Origin of the sequence: Thermohalobacter berrensis (assembly GCF_003609645.1) — a bacterium.
GTDB classification, from domain to species: Bacteria; Bacillota; Clostridia; order Tissierellales; family Thermohalobacteraceae; genus Thermohalobacter; species Thermohalobacter berrensis.
Map to the genome: position 1 here is coordinate 439,035 of NZ_MCIB01000001.1, position 23,321 is coordinate 462,355.

Genomic DNA, 23,321 nt, shown 5'->3' on the forward strand with positions numbered 1-23,321 from the left:
CTATTAGTTTTTGTTATATACTTTCGGAGTTATCTTTTCTGTTTTGAGGTATTTTTTGAATTATTTTTCTTTTTTGTATTTTCTTTGTCAGAGTTTTTAAATTTATTCCCTAAATTATCTTTATCCATTTTATCATTTACTTTTTCTTTATTTGGTTTTTCAATTTTTCCATTTCCTCTGTTTTTATTTTCTCTAACATCATTTTTATCTGTTGGTTTCCTATCTTTATCCTTTTGTTTTTCTTTATTAATTTTTTTATTTGTTTTTTCTTTTATATCTTCTTTAGTTTCTTTGTTAATAGCTTTCTTGTCTTTATTTAAAGGTTTATTTTTAATTTCATTATTTGTTTTGTTCTTATTGTTTGGTTTATTCTTTTTCTCATCTTTTATATTGTTTTCTCCATTTTTATTATTTTTCTTAGTTTTCTTATTAGGTTTACTTTTATCTTTTTTATTTTTATTTCCTTTATCCTTTTCTTTTTTATTTACTATTTTCATTAACTCTTTTACAGACTTTTTTGATAGGTCTTTAAGCTGAATATTCTTATTATTAGAAGCTGCTTTGTTTAATAAGACTAACTTTCCAGGAGAAATTTTATTTTCCTTTGCTAACCTGTGAGTCTCTTTATCAATTTCTAAAACTACAACTTCTGCTTTTATTTTTGACTCTTTAATATGCTTATCAAGAGAACTATATAATCTATCATTTTCAATCTTTTTGCCTTTTTCAGTTATTGATATAAGTATGGCATTTTCATCTTCTTTACTTAAATATTCTTTTTTAGCTGCTATATCAACTACTTTATTAACTACTTCACTTACTGATTTATTTTTATAGTCATGAATTTCATCTACAACAACCTGTCCATCTTGATTTAAAGATTTAACTGATATTACATTTCCATAAAGATTATAAGCTATTTCTACACTAGGGTTTATATCAACATTAACATATCCATATGGATTATAATAGCCATAAACAGCATAACTTCCTATAATTAAAAATAAGAACATCGCAGCTATAGCAACAAATCTTCTATAGTTAAAACTATTTTTATTAACATCTATTTCCTCTCCAATATTTACTTTAGTTCTTGGTTTTTCCAATTTTAAAAACTCTCCATCTTTAGTCATAACTATTACTTTATCTTCCTTTAAATCCATTACAATTCCTTTCATATCATCACCTCCCATCAATATAACTTTTAATATATTCGTATTCACCAATGAAAATTAACACCAAAGCTATTATATATATTCGACCTCGTTCTATCTTTTTTCGATGTACTTTTTTAAATTTTTGTATTTTCTTTATAGGTAATCTTTTAGTCCTTATTAAATCATCTAATAATTCTTTATTTCCAACTATTATTTTAGATATTTCTTTATAAAGTTCTCTAAGTCTTTTACTTTTGGGAGACACTTTAACTAAATCATTAAAATCTATTCCCCACTTTTTTAGTTCTTTACCATACTCTATTATTTCAAATTTTCTAATTTCATTTTCTTCTTTTAGTCTATGTATTTCGATTGCCTTATTAGTTCCAATCTCATATATTTTATTATCATTATCTTCTTCCGATGTATCTAAATATACTTCTCTTTCTTTATTTTTCTCTTTCCTGTAATAGTCAATTAATCTTAAATTTATAACTTGCTTGGCAAAACTTAAAAACTTACCTTTATTACTATCAAATGAATCTATAGCTTCTTTAAAGGCTATCATTCCTATACTAATTTCATCATCTTGGCTACTTTTAACATACCTTCCAACCTTTTTTTGAACTGTACTGATAATGAAAGGCCTATACTCTTTAATAAGTTTATTTAATTCATCACTGTCTTTTTTAGCCCTTTCTACTCTTTCTTCCAGGTTCTCTTTTCTTTTAAAAAACATATCTTCACCCCACTTTCCGCAGCCTAAACTATTTACATTGTATATTATGTAATATTATCAAAACACAGTACTTTCTATAATATATTTTCGTAAACTTAAACTTATTTTTTGAGGTATTAAAAAATCTCCTAAGTTTTTAACTTAGGAGATAATACATTTCTATTTATCATATTCAAAAATTAAAGGCATTCTTCTTTTGTGTCCACTTAATTTATACATTCTATCAACTTTTTCTTTAACCTTTTTATCTGCCTTGCCTGTTTTAATATAATTATCTAATTCCTTATAGCTAATTCCCATTTCTTCTTCATCAGTTTGATTTTCCCATAACCCAGCAGATGGCGGTTTATTTATTATAATTTCAGGTATACCTAAATACTTAGCTAATTCCCTAACTTCTTGTTTAACAAAACTAGCTATTGGTAACAGATCAACACCACTGTCTCCATGTTTAGTAAAGTATCCTACAGTAAGTTCACTTTTATTGCCTGTTCCGGCAACTAGATATTTATGTTTTTGGGCGAAATAGTAAAGAGTAGTCATTCTAAGTCTTGGTTTAATATTAGCAGTAGCAAGATCATTGCTTCCATCATCATCTACTGCAATTAATAACTTATCAAAAACATCACTTAGGTTTACTTTTACTGTTTTTAAATCTAAGGCTTTAGCAACTAATCTTGCGTGTTCTTCATCCTTTTTAATACTATGACATGGCATTATAACACCTAATGAATTATTTGGAAATGCTTTTTTAGATAAAGCAGCAACTACTGCAGAATCAATACCTCCACTTAGTCCAAAAACTAAACCATTACAACCTGCATCTTCTGCTTTTTCTCTTAACCATTTAACAAGACTATTACATATCTCTTGCACATTTTCCATTTAAACTACCTCCATATTTATTTTGCATATTATTATACCATATAGGAGGTTTTTGAGTAAATATGTTTATCCAAACATGCCTGTACTTAAATACCTTTCTCCATTATCTGGGGCTATTACGACTACTTTTTTACCTTTTCCTAATTCTTTCGCTTTTTTAAGGGCAGCATAAATAGCCGCTCCAGATGAAATTCCCACTAATATACCTTCCTCTTTTGCCAATCTTTTAGCAGTGTTTATGGCATCCTTTGCTTTAACTTTTTCTATAGAATCAATTAATGATCTATCCAATACATTAGGTATAAAACCTGCACCTATACCTTGAATTTTATGTGGTCCTGGATCTTCTCCTGATAATACAGCAGAATTATAAGGTTCAACTGCAACTATTTTAACTTCTTCTAGTTCATTTTTTATAACTTGTGCAACACCAGTTAAAGTTCCACCTGTACCTACTCCAGCCACAAAGGCATCAAAGTCCCCATCCATCTGTTTTAATATTTCTCTTGCAGTAGTTTTTCTATGCATTTCTGGATTATTTGGATTGTCAAACTGCTGTGGCATAAAATAGTTATCATTTTTCTCTAAAAGCTCATATGCTTTGTCAATTGCACCTTTCATTCCCTTTTCACCAGGTGTTAAAACAAGTTCTGCTCCATAAGCTTTTAATAAATTTCTTCTTTCTATACTCATAGTGTCTGGCATTACTAAAATAACTTTATATCCTTTAGCTGCTCCAATCATTGCAAGTCCTATACCAGTGTTTCCACTTGTTGGTTCTATTATTACTGAACCTTCTTTTAATTTCCCTTCCTTTTCTGCTTTTTCTATCATGTTAAGAGCAATTCTATCTTTCACACTGCTTCCTGGATTAAAAGATTCTAGCTTTACAAAAACTTCAGCACTATCTTCTTCAATTAAATTATTTAATTTAATAATAGGTGTTTCACCAACTAATTCTGAAATATTATTTACAACTTTCATAATTTACCTCCTTAATTCCTAGTATTCCTATAGGTTTATAAGTATATTCTATAATTACATTCTTTTTATGTCAAGTGAATAGTTAGTATTTATTGAGGAAAAAGTAATTTTATAAATAGATTATTTTTAAATTAATTTTTAGGTGATTATATGTATTTGATAAAAAAATATTCAAAGTTTATAATTATTGGACTAATTACAGGTATGGTAAATGGATTATTCGGTTCAGGTGGAGGAACGATAATAGTTCCTGCTTTAGTTTTTTTAATAGGTATAGAAGATCATAAGGCCCATGCTACTGCAATATCAATAATCTTTCCTCTTACTATTGTAAGTACATTTATTTATTTTACACATGATATGTTAAGACTTAATATTGCAATTGTTGTTGGTTTAGGCGGAAGTATAGGAGCTTATATAGGGGCTCGACTTTTAAATAAAGTCCCTAGCAAAATACTACGTAAAGCATTTGGAATATTTATGATTATAGCAGCAATAAGGATGATGATAAAATGATTCTTTTTTTAGTTGGTTTCTTATCAGGTATTATTAGTGGAATGGGAATTGGTGGAGGGACTATATTAATTCCTGCATTAATTTTTTTTACATCTTTAAGTCAGCATCAAGCCCAAGGTATAAACTTAATAGTTTTTATCCCAATAGCTATAATATCATTAATAACACATTTTATAAATAAGAACATATGTATTAAATTAGCTATTCCTATAATAATATCTGGACTTATAGGTTCTATTTTGGGTTCATTGCTTGCTGTTAACCTTTCTTCAAAAGCATTAAGAAAAATGTTTGGGCTATTTTTATTATTTATGGGTTTATATCAAATTTTTAGTAAAATAAAAAATTCTTCTACTTAAAGTAGAAGAATCTCAAGGTTGACTTTTTTTAAACAAATAACAGAAATTATATTTTATCCACAATTTTTATTTGTTTATAATTTCTTATGTGTTATAAAAAATAAAGAGACCACTTGAGAGGCCTCTTTATTTTTCTGTCAATTCAGCTAATACACAGTCATAATATACTATTTTTTTATTTAATTTTTCTGCTTTTTCAATAATTTCTTCATCAAAAGTTCCTGGTTGAAACCAAAGATATTCAATACCAACTTTATCTGCTTGTTCTATTATTTTTTTAGTAACTTTAGGTGGTACTACAAAATCTATCACATCTACTTTTTCTGGTAATTCTTCTACTGAAGGATAGCATTTTTCTCCTTCTATTTCTTCATATTTAGGATTAACAGGATAAGCTATATATCCATGTTCCTTAAGAACATTCCATATTTTATAACCGTATTTATCCTTATTTGGAGTGGCACCAACTACTGCCCATACTTTCTTATCTAGCATTTCCTTTTTATTTTTTTCAATATTATCCATAAACTATACCTCCTGTTTTTATTGTTTATACCCCCCTATAGTATATTTTAACACAATACTTTATTTATCTTCAATTTAATCCCTTATTTAACGATCTTCCCATCTAACACAGAAAAATATTCCTCACCTATCTCCTCAATTTCCACCTTTGCATTTGTTGCCTCTACCAATAGATTTTCTAATGCTTTTTTTCTTTCTGTTTCAGTTAATATAATAAGATTTACAGCAGTATCATAGATAACATTATCTATAATATATCCATTTTTCATCAACACATTTTCTATCTTTCCATATAGTGTATAGTCTATTCTAGCCTTTATTCTTTTATATAATACCTTTTCTACTATTTTCGCTGCCTCTAAACCTATTTTAGCACCTTTTGTATAGGCCCTAACAAGTCCACCTGCACCTAATTTAATTCCACCAAAATATCTAGTAACCACCACAACTACATTTCTTAAATCTTCCTTTTTTATTACTTCCAAAACAGGAATTCCTGCTGTTCCACTAGGTTCTCCGTCATCACTATATCTTTGTATGTTACTATTTTCGCCAAATACATAAGCATAAACATTATGTGTTGCATCTCTATGTTTTGTGTTTATCTCTTCTATAAAATCAATAGCTTCTTGTTCAGTGGATATAGGCTTACAATATCCTATAAACCTTGATTTATTTATTATTATCTCATCACAACCAAAGTTATGTACAGTTTTGTATCTATCTTTCATCTTACCCTCTCCCTTTTACAGACTAATAATATTATAACATCTATTCCATAAATTTAAAGAGATTTAAGTGCTCTACGTATTGAATATCTATGCTGTATATAATATAATAATGTAAACAAAATGGGGTGAAGATATGAAAAGATCAAAAAAAATTCTTAATAAATTACAAGAAGAACTAACAGAGGCTTATCATACAAAAGATTTGCTTTTAGATAAGTATAATAGTGTTAATAGTGCAGATAAACATACTTTAAGAAAAGCTTTAGATAAACAGAATAAATTAATAAAGCAAATAAAAAATGATATAGAAAAGGTAAAAAAATCATTTAATATAAATTGTTCCTGTGATAAGTGCAATTGTAAAAATAAACACTAAGAAAGGCTGTTGAAGTATTCCAACAGCCTTAACTTTATACTAAGCTAAAGCTATATTTTTATTTTTAAGTTTTAGATATTTTTTATATGAAAGATTTACTAATGATTTATCTTGACTATATGTTATCTTTTCAAGTGCCTCTTCTATTGTAAAAAATCCCCCGTCAATAAAATCCTCTTCTTCATTTATTCTATAATCTTCATTATCCGTTTCCATTATAAACCATACTATTTCATTGCAAACCGGTTTTTGTCTCGTTAAAGAATAAAATTCGTAACTTGTTTCCCCAGCAGTTGAAATAATTTTTGCATCAAGACCTGCTTCTTCTTTAACTCTTTTCACAGCAGTCTCAGTAGCGAGGAAACCGTTACGAATTTTTCCTTTAGGTAAAACCCATTCTCCCTTTTCATTTTTTAACAGAAAAACCTTTTCATTATGAAAAACAACACCACCAGCACAATTTCTAAACAGCATTTTAAATGCCTCCTCCCATTTTTTACTATTATATTATAAATTTTTTAGAATTGCAACACTATTCAGACTATTTTGTCAGCTATTATCTTTTAGTTTATACATAAAGCTCTCTAATTATAAATAATATTAACTTTTTGTGGGAAAATTAAATTTGTATACTAAAATTACTGAGGTGATTGGATGAATATAATATATCATTGTGTTGGAGGTTCTCATTCTTCTGTAATTGCCTCTGCAATACATCTTGGAATTTTACCAATAGATAAAAAACCTTCATTAGAAGAAATATTATCAGTTCCCTATTTTGATAGATTAAATAAACAAGATAGAGGTAAAATTATTTTTAGAGGTATAGATAAAGATAACAATAAAATTTTTACGTTAAGTAGACAGTTTGCACCAAACATAGTCATACCTGCTATTAAAGATTCATGGGAATTAGCAGGTGGATCTAAAAATGAATTACTTGCTATTAATACTATGAGTGCAGTAAACCTTTTAATGAAAATTGGTGGTTTTAGCTCACGAAGATTGAAGCTAGTATCACTAGGGAGACCAATAGTAGCTAGAGGCACTCTACTAGCATACAATGATTTAGTAAACATAGTACAAAATACAAAAGATATAATTAAACAATTAACTTAAAATTTCTGTAATGGCAATCATTGCGGCCCTTTTTACATATTCTTTTTCCTTTGGATTAATAGTTAGCTTTTTAAGTTTATTTACTGTTTCTAAATCCCCTATATGAGATAGGGCCTTAGCAGCATATTGTCTTACTTGTGGATTTTCATCGGTTAAGACCCTTTCTAACCATTTTTTTGTATCTTTATCTTTTATTTTTCCTAAAGCTGAACAGGCAAGTCTTCTATAATTAACATTTTTACTCTTTAATTCCATTCTAAGAAAAGGCAATAACCTTTTATTTTTAAGCTCTCCTATTAACCATATAAGAATCATTCTATCATCAGGATTTTTAAATTTGATATAACGTTTATATATATCTTGAGAAATTTTTTCTCTTTCTTCTTTGTTTAATTTATTTAGATACTCTAGTCTACTTTCTTTATCCATACTAATTATTTTTATTAATAAATCTTCCTTTTGCTCTCTTTTTTTATTAATTTCTATTTTACTTCTAATTATATGCTGTTCTACCTCTTTTTTATTCATCCTTCTAATTTTGGCAATAGTTTTTGGACTTTTTCCTTCTTTATATAATAAATAGGTTATAAAATGGTCCTCTAGCTTATCTATATTCTCCCAACTTATCTTTTTCTGTTCCATTTTATTCACCCTTGTGTTCTTTTACAAATTTTCTATATTTGTTAAATTCTATTTCATTTAATTTTGCTTTTATATTAACTCCTGAGCTAGTATATTCTTTTTCTAAAACTTCAGCATTATCAAAAATATATGATATTAAATTCCCCTCATTATAAGGAATGGAAAGCAGAACATTATAAAATTTCTGAGGTAAACAATCTTGAATTTTATTTAATAATTCATCTAGATTTTGGCCAGTTTTTGCAGATATATATACTTTAGGTCCATCAATTTGATATGGTAAAATTTCCTTTAAAGAAGACTTATCAATTTTATTAAAAACAGTAATAATAGGCTTATCTAATACATCTAAGTCTTTTAATACATTAAGTGTTGTTTCTATCTGAATTTCTAAATCCCTATTTGTTATATCAACTACATGAAGAAGCAAATCAGCATATTCTACTTCCTCTAAAGTTCCTTTAAAAGCTTCTACTAAGTGAGTTGGTAATTTACTTACAAAACCTATAGTGTCAGTAATAAGATAATCTCTACCATTAGGCAATTTTCCCTTTCTTAAAGTTGTTTCCAAAGTTGCAAAAAGCATATCTTTAGTAAACACTTCTTTTAATAAATTATTTTCTGAGTTTATACTGGCTAATGTATTTAAAAGTGTAGATTTACCTGCGTTTGTATATCCTACTAGAGCAACTATTGGTAAATTTGATTCTTGTCTTTTTTTTCTTTTTACCTTTCTAACCCTCTTTAATTTTTTTAATTGCCTTTCTATTTCAGAAATTCTCTTTAATATATGCCTTCTATCAATTTCTAATTTCTTTTCCCCAGGACCCCTTGTACCTATACCAGCCCCTGTTCTTGATAGGACTTCTCCAAGACCAATCAATCTTGGTAATCTGTATTTTAATTGAGCTAACTCTACCTGTAGTTTCCCCTCTTTAGTAGTTGCTCTATTTGCAAAAATATCTAGTATAAGAGTTGTTCTATCAATTATTTTTCTTTTAATCAATTCTTCTAAATTTCTTAATTGTGCACCTGATAATTCATCATTGAAAATTACAGTATCTATATCTAGTCCCTTACAATAGTTTGCAATTTCCTCTGCTTTTCCTTTTCCAATAAAATATGCTGGATCAATCTTTTTTCTTTTCTGTATTATTTGAGAAACTACAATTCCTCCCGCTGCTTTAACTAATTCACTCAACTCATTCATAGAACTGTCTATATTGCTATTATTACTTTGTAAATCTACACCCACAATTAATACATTTTCTTTATCTTTAGATAAATTCATTAAACCACCTCATATCTTATTATACTAATCTGTTGGTACTACGTTTAGAAAGTCCTCTTCTGGAACATTAATATAGCTTTCTGGAACATCTCCAACAATTACTGTTTCTGCTACTGGAACATTAGTAGCTATTCTTATTGTATCTGATGCTAAAGGGACTATTATTCTAACATCAGTAATGATTGTTAGATATACCTTGTGCCTAGTCTGATTAATACCTGATTCTTCAAATTCGGTTGTAAAATCAACTGTTACAGTACCTTTAGGAACTATTTTTATGCTTATTTTGGGACCTACCTGAGCTAAAAGTTGACTATTAAATGCATTTCCCAACGGAACTTTTATGCTACTAGTTGCAATTTGCCTCATATTCTCTTGTACCCCTAAGGCAACTTCTGAAGCAATACTATTCATCATAACAGTATTAGCTTGCATCATTGTAACTTTACCTTCATTATCATATTTAACAAATATTAGATCTTTGTATTTTATATCTTCATTTATTTTTACCTTCACAGCATCATTTATAGCTTGGGTTGCAATCATTCTTGCTTTAACCTCTGAAATTGCAAGTATGGTTGGTTTAAGATTTCTATCTACTATAATGAACCCATATATAACAATTGTACATAATATCACTATAATAAAAAACCTTTTTTTCCTTTTTTTATTTCTGTATTTCAAAATAAGCCCCCTTTTACAGTTTATGCAGTATAAAGGGGAATGTTTAATAAAAATGTTTTCAATTCTGTAAAGCAAAGGGATAGGGTTTTATAGTTTCTGACAAATAAAATATACCTTTGTCATAGTTACTGACAATTCATCAATTTGACAACTTTTCCTTCTTTCTTTATGTAAAAAGCCCTATTCATAATTGAATAGAGACTATGAATTTACATAACGAACTGGGTATTTACTAAGTTTTTGAATTTTAAGGTGATTACCCTTAATCAAAAACTTAGTGTGTCAAATTATGTTTTCCTACGCTTATATATAATCTGATATGTAATATATGTAGGTTAACCCAAAGAAAACTCCGATAATTGTTTATTCGGACTAAAACTATTTATGATTATCTTTAATTTTCGTTAATCAATTATACTAGTATGGAAAATAACCTTTTCTTCATCAGTGTTAAAATAGACAACTCTATGAAATACATATAAAGTTAATGTTGTTAATAATACATATAATAACAAAAAATAATATTGTGTGAAAACCTCAAATTGTTTAGCATAATAAACTTGAGTTTCTCTATTTGTAACTTTTATTAGTATAACTAGTTAAGTTTAAAAAAAGTTTTTTATTCTATTTATTTATATCTACAACTTGACCATCATTAGCCTTCAAAAGTTCTTGAGGTGATATTCTTACCAATGCATTCTGGGATCCTCCACCTGAATAAACGATGTCTTTATCCATAACTTTTGAATCAACTAAGTATATAGCCTCATATCCGAAAGAAGGTACACCACCACAGATATACCCTGTCTTTTGAAGAATTTCGTCAGGTTTTGCAGGCCTAACCTTTTTAATATTTAAAAGTTTTCTAATTTTAGAAGTATCTACTTTGTCTTCACCTTTAACAATAGCTACAATTAGATTATTTTGTTCATCTATAAAGCAAATATTTTTCACAAGGTCTTCAGGACTAGCTTTAACTGCTCTAGCTGCCTCTTCTACGGAATGGCAGGATTCCTGAAATGTCAAATGTTGTGCCTCTATACAGTTATCGGTAATGTAATTGATCAATTTTTCTTCAAAATTTGTCATCGTTTTTCCTCCTTTTATAAAAAGCATTTTCATAGTATTATTTATTTCTATAAATTGTTAATAAATTCCTTCTGATTTCATATTGTTCTTTTTTACTATAAACACCTATCTTATTGTTATACTTTTTAATTATCGTACTAATCCATATTAATATTGTTCCTATTCTAAACGATATAAATGATGTTAATAATAGAAATACTTAACCATAAAAATATTCATGTCTGCTCTTCTCTACTTTGTTTTTGGGTTTATACCATATTAAACCAAAAGATATTAATAAAAAGATATTAGAATTTTTAATATGTTCAAACATGTTGCTATAAAATCTAGTGACATCTTTTCTAACTGTAATTATTTAACAATAATAAGGTTTAACATAACTTTGTTGTAAATGATCAAAATGATATCTATTATCATTATTGCTTTAGACGTTTTCCTTGTATATCATAATAATAAATGCTTCCTTGCATTTCTGATTCTGGAATATCAATTTCTAGTAACACCATTCCTACACCATTAGCTTCTTTTTCATAAATATATTTATCATTTATTACATGTTTTACTTTTGCAAAATCTGGATTATTACTTACTATAATATCTACACCCCGTATACCACTCTGTGTACCTCTATTAAAAAATGGCATAAAAAACTTAGAAATAGAAATATTAGATGATTTTTTTTCAATTGATTGACACTTATAATTCCCATTATTATCTTTTTTAAAAACTGCAATTCCTAAATTATACCCACCTTCTACAAATCCAGCAAATCTATATTCTTCAAAATCAATCACATCAATGATAGAAATTGGTTGGGTTATAATATCACTGTTTGATATGATTTTATTAATAGAAACCTTATCACTCCCATAAGTAGGTCTATACAAATAAAATATTGACATAACTGTTAGAATGATTCCTAATATAACAATCACTTTTCGTTTCATATTAACCTCCTGATCTTTATATCACAATTTATTATAATTATATAACTTCATATATTTTATGAATTTAACCTTATAAAATAACCCCTTAATCTCTATTTTTTATAATGCAGTATTTGCACGTAATTTAGTACCAATAAGTAATATTCAACTCCATTATGCTGTTAAGATTACTTTTTGTAATAAACAATATATAAAAATTATACTCATCAAAGTATATGATATTGTATACCGTCTTAAAATTTATCAAATAAGGATTTAGGTCTTTGCCCTTTTTTTAATTTGCCCTCAATTACTACTTCTAAATAATATTCTCCTTTATTATCTTTTTTAAAAAAACCTAAATATTCCTCCCCTGTTTGATTAAATCTTATATATACTTGAGATTGATTGGGCCCATTATGAACACTCCAGTATATATCTAATTCTGTATAACTATGTCTCCAAATCCATTCATAATTTTTTATAGGTATCTTCTTATAATCATATACCCATGTACTAAACATGATTTGACAACTGTCAGTTCCAAATCTTCTCATCTTATCTTGAATCGATGATTCTTGTGAATAGTAATGAATCGATTTTATTTCCTTAAACTTATCAACTTCTCTTATTTGTTTTTTAATTCAAATCTTTCATTGATTGGTAAAGGTATCATTATGTATTGAACAATTATGAACATTAATAAAGAAAACACAAGAGCTTGCAACTTAATTTCCTTATTTACACGTGATTTAGTAATGACTACAAAACATACTATTATAATTAATAGGGGTATTTTAATAAATCCTATATTTAAAGAAAAATAAAAACTAAAGAAAATTAGTACAATCTTAATCCATAGTCCTTTTTCTTTTTCCTTCTTTAGTAAAGATATTGATATAATTAGTAAACAAAAAATTAATGTCAGATAAAGATAAAACACACCAATCCCCCTTGTAGCAAATATCCATTTATCTATAAAAAATTGCTTTATTAGAAATTTGCAAATACTTTTTGCCTTAAAAAATATAAAGTAACTATTCCAAATACAATAAATAATATTCTTTTTAGAATGTTTTCATTCAAAGTTGTAATCTTCCAAGACAAATCTATCAATGCTAACCTAATTCTTAAAAATAAAATAGTCACATACATCTATTACCTTTAATATTGCAATAAGAAATTCAATTAATAAAGCTTGTATTTATTTACATTTCTATACATGTAACCCACCTCCTCTTTTATATTCTAAATGCTAAGTAATTTTCTTTATATCAAAAAGAAAAAAACCTACAAAATTAATGTAGGTTTTTATTAACAATATTTTTTATTTCCTTAATATGACAGACGAAACGTCCCTTTGTCATGTTAAATATCACCTAAGTATTTATCTATCAATTTATTTATCTGTTCATTATTAAGCTCAATTTTAGAATGAAGCTTTTCTACTTTAACAAGACTTTCTACTAGCGTTAAATCTCCGTATTCATAATTTCTTACCCTCTTTACTAATCCAATTTCCTTAACATAATAATTTTTTATTTGGTAATTATCTCTTATTGTTGTAATTTCTAATGTTATATAATCTCCAGACGGCGTAGTAACCTTTTTATTCACTCCCGTAATTTCATATTTTGTACCATCTTTGCTTTTCCAACTTGTACCTATTGCAATAGGAGTTTTTAGTACTATAATATTTTTGTTTGCTGTTTCGTCTGAATAATTTTTATCAAAAACTCCAGAACCGCTTTCATTATAAACTAATTTAATATATTGATTAGTTACTTTATATACTCTAACGACAGTATTTCCATAATTAATTATATTTGTTTGATATTTATCTGAGTCAATTTTATTAATTATATGTATTGTACCTGAATTCTCAAATCCTCCGTTAAACGCTTTCAGCAAATTATTTTTAGGTAAATATTCTTCTATTTTTATATTAGTTAAGCTTGTATTGCTATCTACTATATCTTCTAAGCAAGCTGATAATGACATAGCTAAAGTTAAAATTAATAAAATAGCTATAAATTTAATATGTTTAAACAATTTAATTTTCCCCCATTCTTACCAATGCATTTATTTTTCTTATACAATACTATAATAATTTAATTAGGTTTATATGAATAAAAATATTAATGATTGATTAAATTCACAAATTATATTACAAATATATATAGTAAAAATACAAAAGTTCCCTCTTTAGTAAAGGAAAATGGATAAGACTTGGCTATATTTAATTAATAGGTTTTATATTATTAAAAAATCAATCCAGTATCAAAAATTAAAGATTTTATTATTGCAAAATATTCTCTGATAAAATAAGTTACAATTAAAAATCTAGGTGTTTTAGCTGAGAGTACATAAGGATTAAAACCATTTAAATAAGCAAGATATTTGGCTCTGAATAAATGATAATCACTTGTAACTATCATAATATCATGTTTTTTCTTGCCTTCTTCTTTATCTAATATTTTTTTAGTAAAAATAATATTTTCATAAGTACTAGTAGATTTTTCTTCTTTTATAATCCTATTTTCTTCTATTCCATTTTTTATTAGAAACCGTTTCATTGCTTCAGCTTCTGTTATTAGCTCATCAGGACCCTGTCCACCTGAAACTATTACTTTCGTTTTAGGATTTCTCTCTAAGTATTCTAACCCTCTATTTAAACGAGTCATAAGTGTCAAAGATGGTTCTTCTCCCCTTAATCCTGCACCTAGAATTAATAGATATTTTACTTTAAAGTTCTCATCCGATTTAATTGATGTTATGATTAGTCCTTCAATTAGCATAAATGAAACAAACCACATTATAAAAAAATATAAAGGTAATTTATATAAAAGTTTCGTATAATTTATTTTTTTCAAAAACATAAGCCTCCTACTTTTTAGATTTAAAATTAAACATATTAATTATAAATCTAAATACATAGTTTTCTTTAAATCTTTGAAATTCTTACTATTGTAAAATTGTATAGCTTTATCGTTAAAGGTGTATACATTTAACTCTATTCTTTTAATGTCTTTATTTCTAGACCATTCAATTACCTTTTCTAATAACATAGATCCAATTCTTTTATTTTGATAATCACTTTTTACAGCAATGTTATCTAATTGTACCCATTTTCTTTTTCTAATTATTGAAAATGGAGACGACTCCTTTATATAACATTCTGAAATCCCACTATTTTTGAATCAACCTCTGCTACAAATAGTCCATTGTTTTTATTGTTGATTAGTTTTGAAATATATTCTTTAGTTCTTGGTTTCCCCTTAATTTTATTAAAAAGTTCAGGATGATTATCTCGATGATATTCATCAAGTTCATTATAGATTTCACATGAGTCATCATAATCCTTTATATTGGCTTCCCTTATTAGGATATTCATCTCAATTTTCCCTCCCACTTAATACTGATATTTATTTTATATTCACTAGCAAGCCATATAGTGAATTAATTATATTACGTTATATTTCTCCTTTATGAATATCTTAAGTTCAATTGTCATATTTATTTTTTTTACTTCATAGTTTATTATTGGTAAATTTTTCTATGCAAATACAACTGTTTTAAAAATTAAATAAAAAACAATTTGCCAATTTTACTAAAAAAGGTGATTTTATGAAATATAGGAGAAACTTAATTTATATGCTACTTTTATCAGCCATCGTTCTTATTATTTGTAATACAAGTTGTATAGTAAATTTTAGCAGTAATTATATTCCTCCTGTTAAGTCAGAATGTTTAAACGAAAAACTCTTAGCAGACTTAAAAAGGCAAAAATACAAAAATTCCCATAATAATCAAATTAATAGTAAGAGTAAAAATAACCCTTTAGTCTTAAAAGGGTTTTACACTAAAAATATCAGTTATACTTTATTTAACAATGATAACACAAAAGTTATTTTTAATAAAGATAATAAGCAGGTATTCCCTAAAAGATATACTAAATTAAAAGGTGTTATTACTTTTAGGGGAAATAATCTAAGAAACGCCCCCAGCTTTGGGGTGGTTGATATAAAGGAAAAAAAATTAATCAAAAGTTGGGAGTTTACAACCTCTTCTCTATCCTGGGGAGGGGGAGCAGGTTGGACTGGACAACCTGTTATAGTTAAATGGCCTGATAAAGTAAAAAAAATTATGAATATAAAAGAAAAGTTTAAAAATAAGAAAGATTTTGTTGAAGTAATTTATGGTTCATTGGATGGCAAAATATATTTTTTTGATTTAGAATCTGGGGAGTTATCAAGAAAACCAATTAGTATTAAAAATCCCATAAAGGGCAGTGTATCTATTGATCCTAGGGGTTATCCCCTATTATATGTTGGTCAAGGTATACCCGAAACTGGTAAGATTGGTTATAGAATATTTAACCTTATTAATGGAAAATTACTCTATTTTATTAATGGTATAGATAGTATTGCTTTTAGAAAATGGGGAGCATTCGATGGTTCTGCTTTAATAAATCGTAATACTGATACTTTTATTTTAGGTGGGGAAAATGGGCTTTTCTATTTTGTTAAGCTAAATACTAATTTTGATATTAATAAAGGTACTATAAAAATTAATCCAAAATTAATTAAATATAGATATAAAATAAAAAACAATAATTTTCAGGGAATTGAAAACTCGGTTGCAGCTTACAGAAATGTTGCATATTTTGCTGATAATGGGGGAAGTATTCAAGCTATTGATCTAACAACTTTAAGTCCTATTTGGGCATTAGAAAAATCTGATGATATAGATGCTACAATTACCCTTGAAATAGACAATGGAATACCATATCTATATTCAGGAACTGAAGTGGACAAACAAGGTAAAAATGGAATGTCTATTATAAGGAAATTAAATGGTTTAAATGGGAAAATTGTATGGAAAAAAGAATATCGTTGCTTATCTGTCAAGGGAAAACATCCTATAAATGGTGGAATGTTTGCTACTAATGTTATAGGAAAGAAAGAGATAAAAAATATTGTTATATTTACTCTTGCTAGGTATAAAAACTTTAATTCTAGTCTTATGGTAGCATTAGATAAAAAAACTGGTAAAGAAATATGGAGATGGGAAATGAAAAACTATAGTTGGTCCTCACCTGTTGATATATATTCTAAAAATGGTAAGGCATATATAATTCAATGTGATTCAAAGGGGTATATGTACTTAATAAAAGGAAAAACAGGAAAGATTGTAGATAAAATAGACCTTAAATTTAATATAGAAAGTTCACCGGCAGTTTATACTAACTACGCTGTTATAGCTACAAGGGGCGATAAAATATATTGTGTAAAAATAACATAGAGTTTACTTTTTAAGAGCGTATTCAACAGCCTCAGTAGCGTGTAAATAGGTTGTGTCAAATAGGGATATTTTAATTTCTTCACCTTTAATTATAAGTGGCAACTCAGTACATCCTAATATAACTCCTTCAGCACCCCTTAGTGTTAAATTATTTATTATATCTTTTATTGTTTTTTTAGAATTTTCTTTGATTTTACCTAAACATAATTCCTCAAAAATAATTTTATTTATTGTTTCTCTTTCGCTATTTTTTGGGATAATTACTTTTATATTTAATTTTTCTAAGTAATCTTTATAAAAATTACTTTCCATAGTATATTTTGTTCCTAATAAGCCAACTGTATTTATTTTTTTACCTTTAATAGCTTTTCCAGTAGCATGTGCTATATGTAAAATTGGAATGTTTACTTTTGATTGAATTACATCAGCATATTTATGTATAGTATTTGTGCATATAACAATAAAATCTGCTCCAGCTTTTTCAAGGCTACGTATAGAATTTATAATTATATTTTTAACAACATTCCAATTACCTACTCTTTGGTTATATTCAATCTCAGCAAAATCTACACTATATATAAGACATTTAGCAGAGCGATAACCCCCTAATCTTTTGTTTACTTCTTTATTAATAATTTGGTAATAGCTTAATGTAGATTCCCAACTCATTCCACCAACTAAACCAATTGTCTTCATTAATTTCACTCCTACATTCTATTTTCTTCTTTAACTATTTTAAATAGTTTTTATCCAAAAAATAAGTTAAAAAATCCTATTAAAAATATAACAATCCCCCCCTAGCCTGCCTAAAATAAGTGAAGCATCACTTGGCTCTGCATCTTTATAATGCATACCATGACTTAAATACCAGCCTATCTTAGGAGCAATTATATTAGTTATTCCTAAAACAATAAGTATAAAAGATATAAAACCATTCATATTAAAGCCTCCTTAGAAAATATCTATATATTTTTATAGTCCTCTACATTAATAGGTGATAAATAGCATTTTGAATCAACAATTTTTTAAAATACACTAGTCTCTCGCCCTTTTGATTTTTTAATTATATTTTAAGTTATTTATATGGTAAAAAACAGCATACTATCTTTATATTAAAACCTAATGTTTTTATTCCATTGATTATTAATAATTGAAATAATATAATATTATATGTAAATTACAAATTTTAGTGAAAAGATGGTATTATGAGTGCTGATTTAAAATGTAATATTGATAATTGTACATGTACTTACACTGCATGTCTAAGACGTGGAAAATGTTGTGAATGTATAAGCTACCATAGGGGTAAAAATGAAATACCTGGTTGTTTTTTCACAGAAGCTGGGGAAAAAACTTATGATAGGTCAATAGAGAACTTTATTGCAGATTACAAAAACAATAAGTAATCGATTAACTTCCCTATTCCATATTGCCCAGTTCGATTATCTTTAAAAATTGGAAGTTTAGGAGGATAAAAGGTAAAGATAGCCAAAGCAAACGCATGTGTAATAATAAAACAGATACTAATGATTGTAGCAATATAACCTAATTTACGATACATGAGTATTTTATAGCTTATAATTTGACATGATATAGAACCTATTATATATGACAGTATATCTAATACTAAAATATTTTTTCCTAATATGCTAGTATAAGAATAATAAAAAACAATAATAAATAATTGTAAAGTAAATATTCCTAAAGCCTTTGCTACAATAAAATTATTAACTTTATCTTTGATATATCTATATTCTAATATTGAAAATAGAAAAAGTGACCAGTAACCTAATTTAAGATGTTCCCATACACTTTCATTTACTGGACTAAATATCCCAATTATTGGATAACTAAACCATTCATAGATAAAATGTAAAATAGAACCAAATATTATTAAAAAAAATATGCCTCCAACTTCCCAATAGAATACATATTTGTTATTTTTAATTTTACCCATACATTTCACTCCTTTTAATATATCTATATATATGGAGTGTATGTCTTATATTTTGTATTTATACTTTTTTTTTACTATATCTAATATTTATCTATATCTTCTTCATCCTCCTTTTCTCTATCCTTTATTCGTTCTATTATTAAGATAATAATTAGCCCTACTACACTAATAATACCTAAAGTTAATCCTATTATCACAAATACATGAGATATCCCAGCTAAAAAAAGTAATATAAATGAAAGAACAACAGCCCAACTAAGAATATTTTTCATATTATCATCCTTTTTAATAATTAATTTATATATTCTATTTTATCAATTACAATACCTTCCAGTCCATTAATTTTTTATATCTTAATAAACCTTAAATAAAAAAGTCAAGGATAACCTTGACTTTTTGTTTTAATTAATTATTTAATTTTATCATCTTTTTTATCTTGTATGCCTATAAGATTAGCATCTAATACATCTTTAAATACATCTTTTTGAAGCATATCCTCTTTTTTATCATCATATTGATTTAAGACATCATCTATTTTTAAATCCTTATTATCCATAAGTTTTTTATCTTTTTTATTTTTATTCATATTATCACTCCCTCTTTTATATTTTGGGAAGTGATAACACTATTTATACTCTTTAAAAATGGTATTATTCTAAATTTATGACTTTCTGATTAATTTTAGGCATTTTTATACTATAAAACTTTTCTTTTTTTCTTTATATAATTATAAAAAGGCAAACCTGCAAATGTTAGAGCTAGACCAATAAGAGCATTTCCTGTACTTGTTATTAATGTACTAAATATAATATACAGCCCACCACAAATACCAATTAAAGGTATTATTGGATATAAAGGAACCTTATATGGTCTTTTGCTTTCGTCATATTTTTTTCTCAAAATAAAAATTCCAGCTACTGTCATAGTAAAGAAAATCCATAAAACAAAAATTACTAAATTAGTTAAAGCTTCAAATGACCCAGTAAAAATATATATACAAATTAAGATACCCTCAAATACAAAAGAATTGAGAGGTGTATTAAATCTTTCATCAATTTTACCTATATGCTTAGAAAATGGAAGAAGTCCATTTTTAGCCATAGCAAAAGGTATTCGTACACCAGTTAGTAAATATCCATTTAGTGCACCAAATATTGATATTAATATACCTGCTGAGATTAAGTTACCACCTGCTGAACCAAAAATTTTATTGGCAGCATCTGATGCAGGTGCTACAGACTTAACAACATTTTCTACTGGTATTACTTTAATAATTGCTAAATTAATCAAAACATAAACTATAATAATAGTTAGTATACCAAAAATTATTGCTTTAGGTATATCTTTTTTCGGATTCTTCAATTCTCCAGCTATATTGCCAACACTAATCCATCCATCATATGCCCAGAGTGTTCCTAAAATTGCTGTTCCAAAACCAGTAACTGTTACAGTACCAGTTGAGGAAGTCAAAAGATTATTATTAGTTCCATTTAAAATTCCAAATATTATTATTATAAAAATTGGTACAAGCTTACCTATTGTTGAAATAAATTGTATCCTACTTCCTAATTTAGTTGATAAGATATTTCCAACTATTATAGTTAGTAATACTGTAATTGCTAAAAGTTTTTGCTGTATTTCTGTCATTGGTATAAAATATGTTGCTTGTGTGGCTAAAATAATAGCTAAAGCTGCTCCTGCGCCAGGTATATATATAAACGTCTGAACCCATCCAAATAAAAATGCCCACTTTTCACCATATAATTCTTTTAAATATGCAAAAACTCCTCCAGTTTTAGGTATTGCAGTTGCAATTTCTGCAATTGTTAGAGCAGAAGCCATTGTAATTAATCCACCTATAACCCATGCCAATAAACCTAACATTGGTGTACCAGCACTTTTAAAAACCATTGAAGCTTTAAAAAATATTCCTGAACCTATTACAATTCCAATTACAACAGATATTGCATCGATTAATCCTATTTCTTTTTTCAAGTTATCTGAATTATTTGTTTTAATACTAGAGTTTAAAACTTGACTTTTTGCTTCCATTGTTATTACACTCCCTTTCTTATATATTTCAAAAAATATTACAGTTTAATTGTAAGTTTGAATAGAACATGCACTATTATTTTGTAAATAATTCAACATAATTTGACAATCACTATTCCATTTTAATCTTGTTAAACATGATAGTCAATGATTTATTCAAAGAAATCATATAAATAAAAAAAAGTATCCAGTGTATGGATACTTTCAATAAAATTTTATATTTTACATTTGATTACATTATTTAAATTACACCAGTCTAATGCATCATATTTTCCCCTTGCTATCATTTGTTTTGTTTTTAAAGTTGGCGTTATTTTGTTAATTAGTATTTCCTCTAATGGATTTAAATAATCTCTTTCTTCTTTACAAAGTCCTTTCTTAGATATTTGAAGTATTTTTTTACCTAATTCATAAATAGGTATACCTTTAAATAAAGTATTTATACCATAATTAATGATGTCTTTTTTAGCTTTTAAAACTGCACTAATATCTATATCATTTAAGTACTCATCTAAGATATTTAAATTATCTTCATTATATAAAAGGCCTTTCCAAAATGCTATAATAGAAAAATTCAATGGATATGGAATAGAATCTGCCATTCGTATCTCAATAAACTTTTTGGTTCTAACATCAGGGAAAAACATTGTAAGTACATGAGATAGCTCATTTTCTTTATTATTACTAATATTAAATATATACTTAAATCTTTTACCTTTAGTATATAAAAAATCATTATCTTTTTTAATTATTATAGGTGGTCGATTCAATATATATTGTGCATATTTTTTATATCCAAAGTCATTATCTAAAGCTCCTTCAACTATTCCACACCTATCATCATCACAATTGTTCCATATTAAAGTTCTAATATTATACTTTTTAGATACTTCACCCTCAAAAAAAGGTGTGTTATCAAAAATTGCAGAGATAACCGGTGACAAAGAATTGGCAATCCTAAATTTTTTTATATAATCCTTCTCTGATTTATAGTCAATAGTTACTTGTGTTGAGGCTGTTCCCTTCATCATGTTAAGGGCATATTTCCCTCTCTTTTGTAGATATTTAGACATGTATTTGTATCTTTCTTTAGGAATAAAAGGGATATTTGCAATCTTTGTTTTAGGTTGATAGCCTAAAGACAGCAAAATTTGATTTTTACTATCTAATATTGGAATTAAATCTTCTAAAAAATTTAAATATACCCTTTCAATTTCTTCTATATTTTTGTATGGTTTAATACTTATTTCAAGTTGAGCTCCAGGTTCTAATGTTATTGAAGCGTTGTCTTTTTCTAATCCTAATAAATACTCTCCTTCATATATACCATTCCAGCCTTTTTTAATTAATTGCCTTAATGTATGTTTTACTCCCTTATCTTCATAATATGTAACTGTCCTTAAAGACTGCTTATCTACAATAAAATGTTCAAACTCAACACCTAGTTTAAAATCCTTTTTATCTTTTTCTCCTCTTTCTATATATCTTACAATTTCATCGATTTGCTTTTCCAATTCAATCAATTAATTTCCCTCCTAAATTTTCAAGCTCCTTTAATTATATACCCAAATTTATTTAGTAAATAAACATCTTCTAACATATATTATATTATATTATCTACTTTATAAAAACTACTCTAGCAAAAGGCTCCTTTTGTCATTAGTTACAAATGAAGTCTTTTATTATTTACTCATCACGTTCAGTTTTTTATTAAATATCTTGTAAAAATCATTCTCAAATTTCATTACAATTGTTATTTCTAGATCAGGATTACAAATAGTCTTAATTTTTATACCTACACTTTTCCTATTTATACTACAAATTAAATTTACAACCTTTTCATTTTCAATAAGCTCTGTAAATTTTTCTCTTAAATTTAAAAGTGCAACATATAATTTGTGTAATTGCGGTAACTCTGAATAACTAGATAACATATTAAGTGCAACGGATACATCTGCCCTAAAATACTCATTGAATGCAAGCAA

General features: G+C 26.7%; 31 protein-coding genes. 6 read left to right on the forward strand and 25 right to left on the reverse strand.

Annotation, left to right across the window (positions count from 1 at the left end):
- Positions 1-29 precede the first annotated feature (29 nt).
- The 4 genes from BET03_RS02285 to cysK all read right to left on the reverse strand — a co-directional run bounded on the left by BET03_RS02285 (position 30) and on the right by cysK (position 3,765).
- Positions 30-1,178, reverse strand: a complete 1,149-nt coding sequence (locus BET03_RS02285; protein WP_183108678.1) for an anti-sigma factor domain-containing protein — start codon at positions 1,176-1,178, stop codon at positions 30-32.
- A gap of 4 nt (positions 1,179-1,182) precedes the next feature.
- Positions 1,183-1,896 carry an RNA polymerase sigma-I factor gene (gene sigI, locus BET03_RS02290; RefSeq protein ID WP_120166814.1) on the reverse strand — a complete coding sequence of 238 codons (714 nt, stop codon included), beginning with the start codon at positions 1,894-1,896 and terminating at the stop codon, positions 1,183-1,185.
- Positions 1,897-2,055: 159 nt separating this feature from the next.
- Positions 2,056-2,781, reverse strand: coding sequence for an NAD(+) synthase (gene nadE, locus BET03_RS02295; protein WP_120166816.1), 726 nt, complete (start codon positions 2,779-2,781; stop codon positions 2,056-2,058).
- 66 nt (positions 2,782-2,847) lie between these two features.
- A complete protein-coding gene (cysK, locus tag BET03_RS02300; protein ID WP_120166819.1) occupies positions 2,848-3,765 on the reverse strand; it encodes a cysteine synthase A in 918 nt (305 codons plus the stop codon).
- Positions 3,766-3,921: 156 nt separating this feature from the next.
- On the opposite strand from cysK, the gene BET03_RS02305 reads away from it, so the two are divergent.
- Positions 3,922-4,281: a sulfite exporter TauE/SafE family protein gene (locus BET03_RS02305; RefSeq protein WP_279230313.1), complete on the forward strand. Its 360-nt coding sequence runs from the start codon at positions 3,922-3,924 to the stop codon at positions 4,279-4,281.
- A complete protein-coding gene (locus BET03_RS02310) occupies positions 4,278-4,640 on the forward strand; it encodes a TSUP family transporter (protein WP_120166823.1) in 363 nt (120 codons plus the stop codon). The genes BET03_RS02305 and BET03_RS02310 overlap by 4 nt, the downstream gene beginning before the upstream one ends.
- Positions 4,641-4,766: 126 nt before the next feature.
- Here the strand turns inward: BET03_RS02310 and BET03_RS02315 are convergent, their stop codons facing one another.
- Positions 4,767-5,165, reverse strand: coding sequence for a CoA-binding protein (locus BET03_RS02315; RefSeq protein WP_120166825.1), 399 nt, complete (start codon positions 5,163-5,165; stop codon positions 4,767-4,769).
- 83 nt (positions 5,166-5,248) lie between these two features.
- A complete protein-coding gene (locus BET03_RS02320; RefSeq protein ID WP_120166827.1) occupies positions 5,249-5,896 on the reverse strand; it encodes a YigZ family protein in 648 nt (215 codons plus the stop codon).
- A gap of 133 nt (positions 5,897-6,029) precedes the next feature.
- On the opposite strand from BET03_RS02320, the gene BET03_RS02325 reads away from it, so the two are divergent.
- Complete coding sequence (locus BET03_RS02325; protein ID WP_120166829.1) at positions 6,030-6,272, forward strand: hypothetical protein; 243 nt, start codon at positions 6,030-6,032, stop codon at positions 6,270-6,272.
- Between the two features lie 39 nt (positions 6,273-6,311).
- Here the strand turns inward: BET03_RS02325 and BET03_RS02330 are convergent, their stop codons facing one another.
- A complete protein-coding gene (locus tag BET03_RS02330; protein WP_120166831.1) occupies positions 6,312-6,746 on the reverse strand; it encodes an NUDIX hydrolase in 435 nt (144 codons plus the stop codon).
- Positions 6,747-6,926: 180 nt separating this feature from the next.
- Here BET03_RS02330 and BET03_RS02335 point away from each other — a divergent pair, with 180 nt between their 5' ends.
- Entirely contained in the window at positions 6,927-7,391 is a 465-nt protein-coding gene (locus BET03_RS02335; RefSeq protein ID WP_120166833.1) for a DUF3189 family protein, read from the forward strand.
- Here BET03_RS02335 and BET03_RS02340 read toward each other — a convergent pair.
- The 10 genes from BET03_RS02340 to BET03_RS13770 all read right to left on the reverse strand — a co-directional run bounded on the left by BET03_RS02340 (position 7,383) and on the right by BET03_RS13770 (position 15,417).
- Positions 7,383-8,033 (reverse strand): HEAT repeat domain-containing protein, encoded by a 651-nt coding sequence (locus BET03_RS02340; protein ID WP_120166835.1) that lies wholly within the window; start codon positions 8,031-8,033, stop codon positions 7,383-7,385. The genes BET03_RS02335 and BET03_RS02340 overlap by 9 nt on opposite strands.
- A 1-nt stretch (position 8,034) precedes the next feature.
- Complete coding sequence (gene hflX, locus BET03_RS02345; RefSeq protein ID WP_120166837.1) at positions 8,035-9,324, reverse strand: GTPase HflX; 1,290 nt, start codon at positions 9,322-9,324, stop codon at positions 8,035-8,037.
- Positions 9,325-9,348: 24 nt separating this feature from the next.
- Positions 9,349-10,008 carry a sporulation protein YunB gene (gene yunB / locus BET03_RS02350; RefSeq protein WP_243096834.1) on the reverse strand — a complete coding sequence of 220 codons (660 nt, stop codon included), beginning with the start codon at positions 10,006-10,008 and terminating at the stop codon, positions 9,349-9,351.
- Between the two features lie 624 nt (positions 10,009-10,632).
- The gene (locus BET03_RS02355; RefSeq protein ID WP_183108679.1) at positions 10,633-11,097 is read right to left on the reverse strand and encodes an aminoacyl-tRNA deacylase; all 465 of its coding nucleotides are present in this window, start codon (positions 11,095-11,097) and stop codon (positions 10,633-10,635) included.
- Positions 11,098-11,513: 416 nt separating this feature from the next.
- Positions 11,514-12,044, reverse strand: a complete 531-nt coding sequence (locus BET03_RS02360; RefSeq protein ID WP_120166839.1) for a hypothetical protein — start codon at positions 12,042-12,044, stop codon at positions 11,514-11,516.
- A 233-nt stretch (positions 12,045-12,277) separates the two neighbouring features.
- Positions 12,278-12,547 (reverse strand): hypothetical protein, encoded by a 270-nt coding sequence (locus BET03_RS02365; protein WP_120166841.1) that lies wholly within the window; start codon positions 12,545-12,547, stop codon positions 12,278-12,280.
- Positions 12,548-13,391: 844 nt separating this feature from the next.
- Entirely contained in the window at positions 13,392-14,075 is a 684-nt protein-coding gene (locus BET03_RS02375; protein ID WP_120166845.1) for a hypothetical protein, read from the reverse strand.
- Positions 14,076-14,284: 209 nt separating this feature from the next.
- Complete coding sequence (locus BET03_RS02380) at positions 14,285-14,896, reverse strand: YdcF family protein (protein ID WP_207666024.1); 612 nt, start codon at positions 14,894-14,896, stop codon at positions 14,285-14,287.
- A 45-nt stretch (positions 14,897-14,941) separates the two neighbouring features.
- Positions 14,942-15,208: a GNAT family N-acetyltransferase gene (locus tag BET03_RS13765; RefSeq protein WP_341466500.1), complete on the reverse strand. Its 267-nt coding sequence runs from the start codon at positions 15,206-15,208 to the stop codon at positions 14,942-14,944.
- Positions 15,190-15,417 carry a GNAT family N-acetyltransferase gene (locus BET03_RS13770; protein ID WP_243096835.1) on the reverse strand — a complete coding sequence of 76 codons (228 nt, stop codon included), beginning with the start codon at positions 15,415-15,417 and terminating at the stop codon, positions 15,190-15,192. The genes BET03_RS13765 and BET03_RS13770 overlap by 19 nt, the downstream gene beginning before the upstream one ends.
- Positions 15,418-16,037: 620 nt before the next feature.
- Here BET03_RS13770 and BET03_RS02390 point away from each other — a divergent pair.
- Positions 16,038-17,327, forward strand: a complete 1,290-nt coding sequence (locus BET03_RS02390) for a PQQ-binding-like beta-propeller repeat protein (RefSeq protein WP_183108680.1) — start codon at positions 16,038-16,040, stop codon at positions 17,325-17,327.
- Positions 17,328-17,330: 3 nt separating this feature from the next.
- On the opposite strand, the gene BET03_RS02395 is transcribed toward BET03_RS02390, so the two are convergent.
- Both BET03_RS02395 and BET03_RS13555 read right to left on the reverse strand, forming a co-directional pair.
- Complete coding sequence (locus BET03_RS02395) at positions 17,331-18,023, reverse strand: aspartate/glutamate racemase family protein (protein WP_120166851.1); 693 nt, start codon at positions 18,021-18,023, stop codon at positions 17,331-17,333.
- 66 nt (positions 18,024-18,089) lie between these two features.
- The gene (locus BET03_RS13555) at positions 18,090-18,266 is read right to left on the reverse strand and encodes a DUF6199 family natural product biosynthesis protein (protein WP_183108681.1); all 177 of its coding nucleotides are present in this window, start codon (positions 18,264-18,266) and stop codon (positions 18,090-18,092) included.
- 266 nt (positions 18,267-18,532) lie between these two features.
- On the opposite strand from BET03_RS13555, the gene BET03_RS02400 reads away from it, so the two are divergent.
- Complete coding sequence (locus BET03_RS02400; protein WP_120166852.1) at positions 18,533-18,733, forward strand: DUF6485 family protein; 201 nt, start codon at positions 18,533-18,535, stop codon at positions 18,731-18,733.
- Here the strand turns inward: BET03_RS02400 and BET03_RS02405 are convergent.
- The 6 genes from BET03_RS02405 to BET03_RS02425 all read right to left on the reverse strand — a co-directional run bounded on the left by BET03_RS02405 (position 18,715) and on the right by BET03_RS02425 (position 23,270).
- Positions 18,715-19,284: a DUF6512 family protein gene (locus BET03_RS02405; protein WP_120166854.1), complete on the reverse strand. Its 570-nt coding sequence runs from the start codon at positions 19,282-19,284 to the stop codon at positions 18,715-18,717. The two genes, BET03_RS02400 and BET03_RS02405, sit on opposite strands and share 19 nt — an antisense overlap.
- Positions 19,285-19,364: 80 nt before the next feature.
- A complete protein-coding gene (locus BET03_RS02410; RefSeq protein ID WP_120166856.1) occupies positions 19,365-19,556 on the reverse strand; it encodes a hypothetical protein in 192 nt (63 codons plus the stop codon).
- A 137-nt stretch (positions 19,557-19,693) separates the two neighbouring features.
- The gene (locus tag BET03_RS13560; RefSeq protein WP_183108682.1) at positions 19,694-19,870 is read right to left on the reverse strand and encodes a hypothetical protein; all 177 of its coding nucleotides are present in this window, start codon (positions 19,868-19,870) and stop codon (positions 19,694-19,696) included.
- Between the two features lie 110 nt (positions 19,871-19,980).
- Entirely contained in the window at positions 19,981-21,336 is a 1,356-nt protein-coding gene (locus BET03_RS02415; RefSeq protein WP_120166858.1) for an APC family permease, read from the reverse strand.
- 215 nt (positions 21,337-21,551) lie between these two features.
- On the reverse strand, positions 21,552-22,859 hold the full coding sequence (locus BET03_RS02420; protein ID WP_243096836.1) for a glutamate--cysteine ligase: 1,308 nt from the start codon (positions 22,857-22,859) through the stop codon (positions 21,552-21,554).
- Positions 22,860-23,018: 159 nt separating this feature from the next.
- Positions 23,019-23,270: a hypothetical protein gene (locus tag BET03_RS02425; RefSeq protein WP_183108683.1), complete on the reverse strand. Its 252-nt coding sequence runs from the start codon at positions 23,268-23,270 to the stop codon at positions 23,019-23,021.
- Between the last annotated feature and the right edge of the window lie 51 nt (positions 23,271-23,321).

Excerpts from the sequence above, each read along its gene's own strand:
- BET03_RS02285 (WP_183108678.1), bottom strand. The coding sequence starts at position 1,178 with ATGAAAGGAATTGTAATGGATTTAAAGGAAGATAAAGTAATAGTTATG.
- sigI (WP_120166814.1), bottom strand. The coding sequence starts at position 1,896 with ATGTTTTTTAAAAGAAAAGAGAACCTGGAAGAAAGAGTAGAAAGGGCT.
- nadE (WP_120166816.1), bottom strand. The coding sequence starts at position 2,781 with ATGGAAAATGTGCAAGAGATATGTAATAGTCTTGTTAAATGGTTAAGA.
- cysK (WP_120166819.1), bottom strand. The coding sequence starts at position 3,765 with ATGAAAGTTGTAAATAATATTTCAGAATTAGTTGGTGAAACACCTATT.
- BET03_RS02310 (WP_120166823.1), top strand. The coding sequence starts at position 4,278 with ATGATTCTTTTTTTAGTTGGTTTCTTATCAGGTATTATTAGTGGAATG.
- BET03_RS02315 (WP_120166825.1), bottom strand. The coding sequence starts at position 5,165 with ATGGATAATATTGAAAAAAATAAAAAGGAAATGCTAGATAAGAAAGTA.
- BET03_RS02320 (WP_120166827.1), bottom strand. The coding sequence starts at position 5,896 with ATGAAAGATAGATACAAAACTGTACATAACTTTGGTTGTGATGAGATA.
- BET03_RS02325 (WP_120166829.1), top strand. The coding sequence starts at position 6,030 with ATGAAAAGATCAAAAAAAATTCTTAATAAATTACAAGAAGAACTAACA.
- BET03_RS02330 (WP_120166831.1), bottom strand. The coding sequence starts at position 6,746 with ATGCTGTTTAGAAATTGTGCTGGTGGTGTTGTTTTTCATAATGAAAAG.
- BET03_RS02335 (WP_120166833.1), top strand. The coding sequence starts at position 6,927 with ATGAATATAATATATCATTGTGTTGGAGGTTCTCATTCTTCTGTAATT.
- BET03_RS02340 (WP_120166835.1), bottom strand. The coding sequence starts at position 8,033 with ATGGAACAGAAAAAGATAAGTTGGGAGAATATAGATAAGCTAGAGGAC.
- hflX (WP_120166837.1), bottom strand. The coding sequence starts at position 9,324 with ATGAATTTATCTAAAGATAAAGAAAATGTATTAATTGTGGGTGTAGAT.
- BET03_RS02355 (WP_183108679.1), bottom strand. The coding sequence starts at position 11,097 with ATGACAAATTTTGAAGAAAAATTGATCAATTACATTACCGATAACTGT.
- BET03_RS02360 (WP_120166839.1), bottom strand. The coding sequence starts at position 12,044 with ATGAAACGAAAAGTGATTGTTATATTAGGAATCATTCTAACAGTTATG.
- BET03_RS02365 (WP_120166841.1), bottom strand. The coding sequence starts at position 12,547 with ATGTTTAGTACATGGGTATATGATTATAAGAAGATACCTATAAAAAAT.
- BET03_RS13770 (WP_243096835.1), bottom strand. The coding sequence starts at position 15,417 with ATGAATATCCTAATAAGGGAAGCCAATATAAAGGATTATGATGACTCA.
- BET03_RS02395 (WP_120166851.1), bottom strand. The coding sequence starts at position 18,023 with ATGAAGACAATTGGTTTAGTTGGTGGAATGAGTTGGGAATCTACATTA.
- BET03_RS13555 (WP_183108681.1), bottom strand. The coding sequence starts at position 18,266 with ATGAATGGTTTTATATCTTTTATACTTATTGTTTTAGGAATAACTAAT.
- BET03_RS02400 (WP_120166852.1), top strand. The coding sequence starts at position 18,533 with ATGAGTGCTGATTTAAAATGTAATATTGATAATTGTACATGTACTTAC.
- BET03_RS02405 (WP_120166854.1), bottom strand. The coding sequence starts at position 19,284 with ATGGGTAAAATTAAAAATAACAAATATGTATTCTATTGGGAAGTTGGA.
- BET03_RS02410 (WP_120166856.1), bottom strand. The coding sequence starts at position 19,556 with ATGAAAAATATTCTTAGTTGGGCTGTTGTTCTTTCATTTATATTACTT.
- BET03_RS13560 (WP_183108682.1), bottom strand. The coding sequence starts at position 19,870 with ATGAATAAAAATAAAAAAGATAAAAAACTTATGGATAATAAGGATTTA.
- BET03_RS02415 (WP_120166858.1), bottom strand. The coding sequence starts at position 21,336 with ATGGAAGCAAAAAGTCAAGTTTTAAACTCTAGTATTAAAACAAATAAT.
- BET03_RS02425 (WP_183108683.1), bottom strand. The coding sequence starts at position 23,270 with ATGTTATCTAGTTATTCAGAGTTACCGCAATTACACAAATTATATGTT.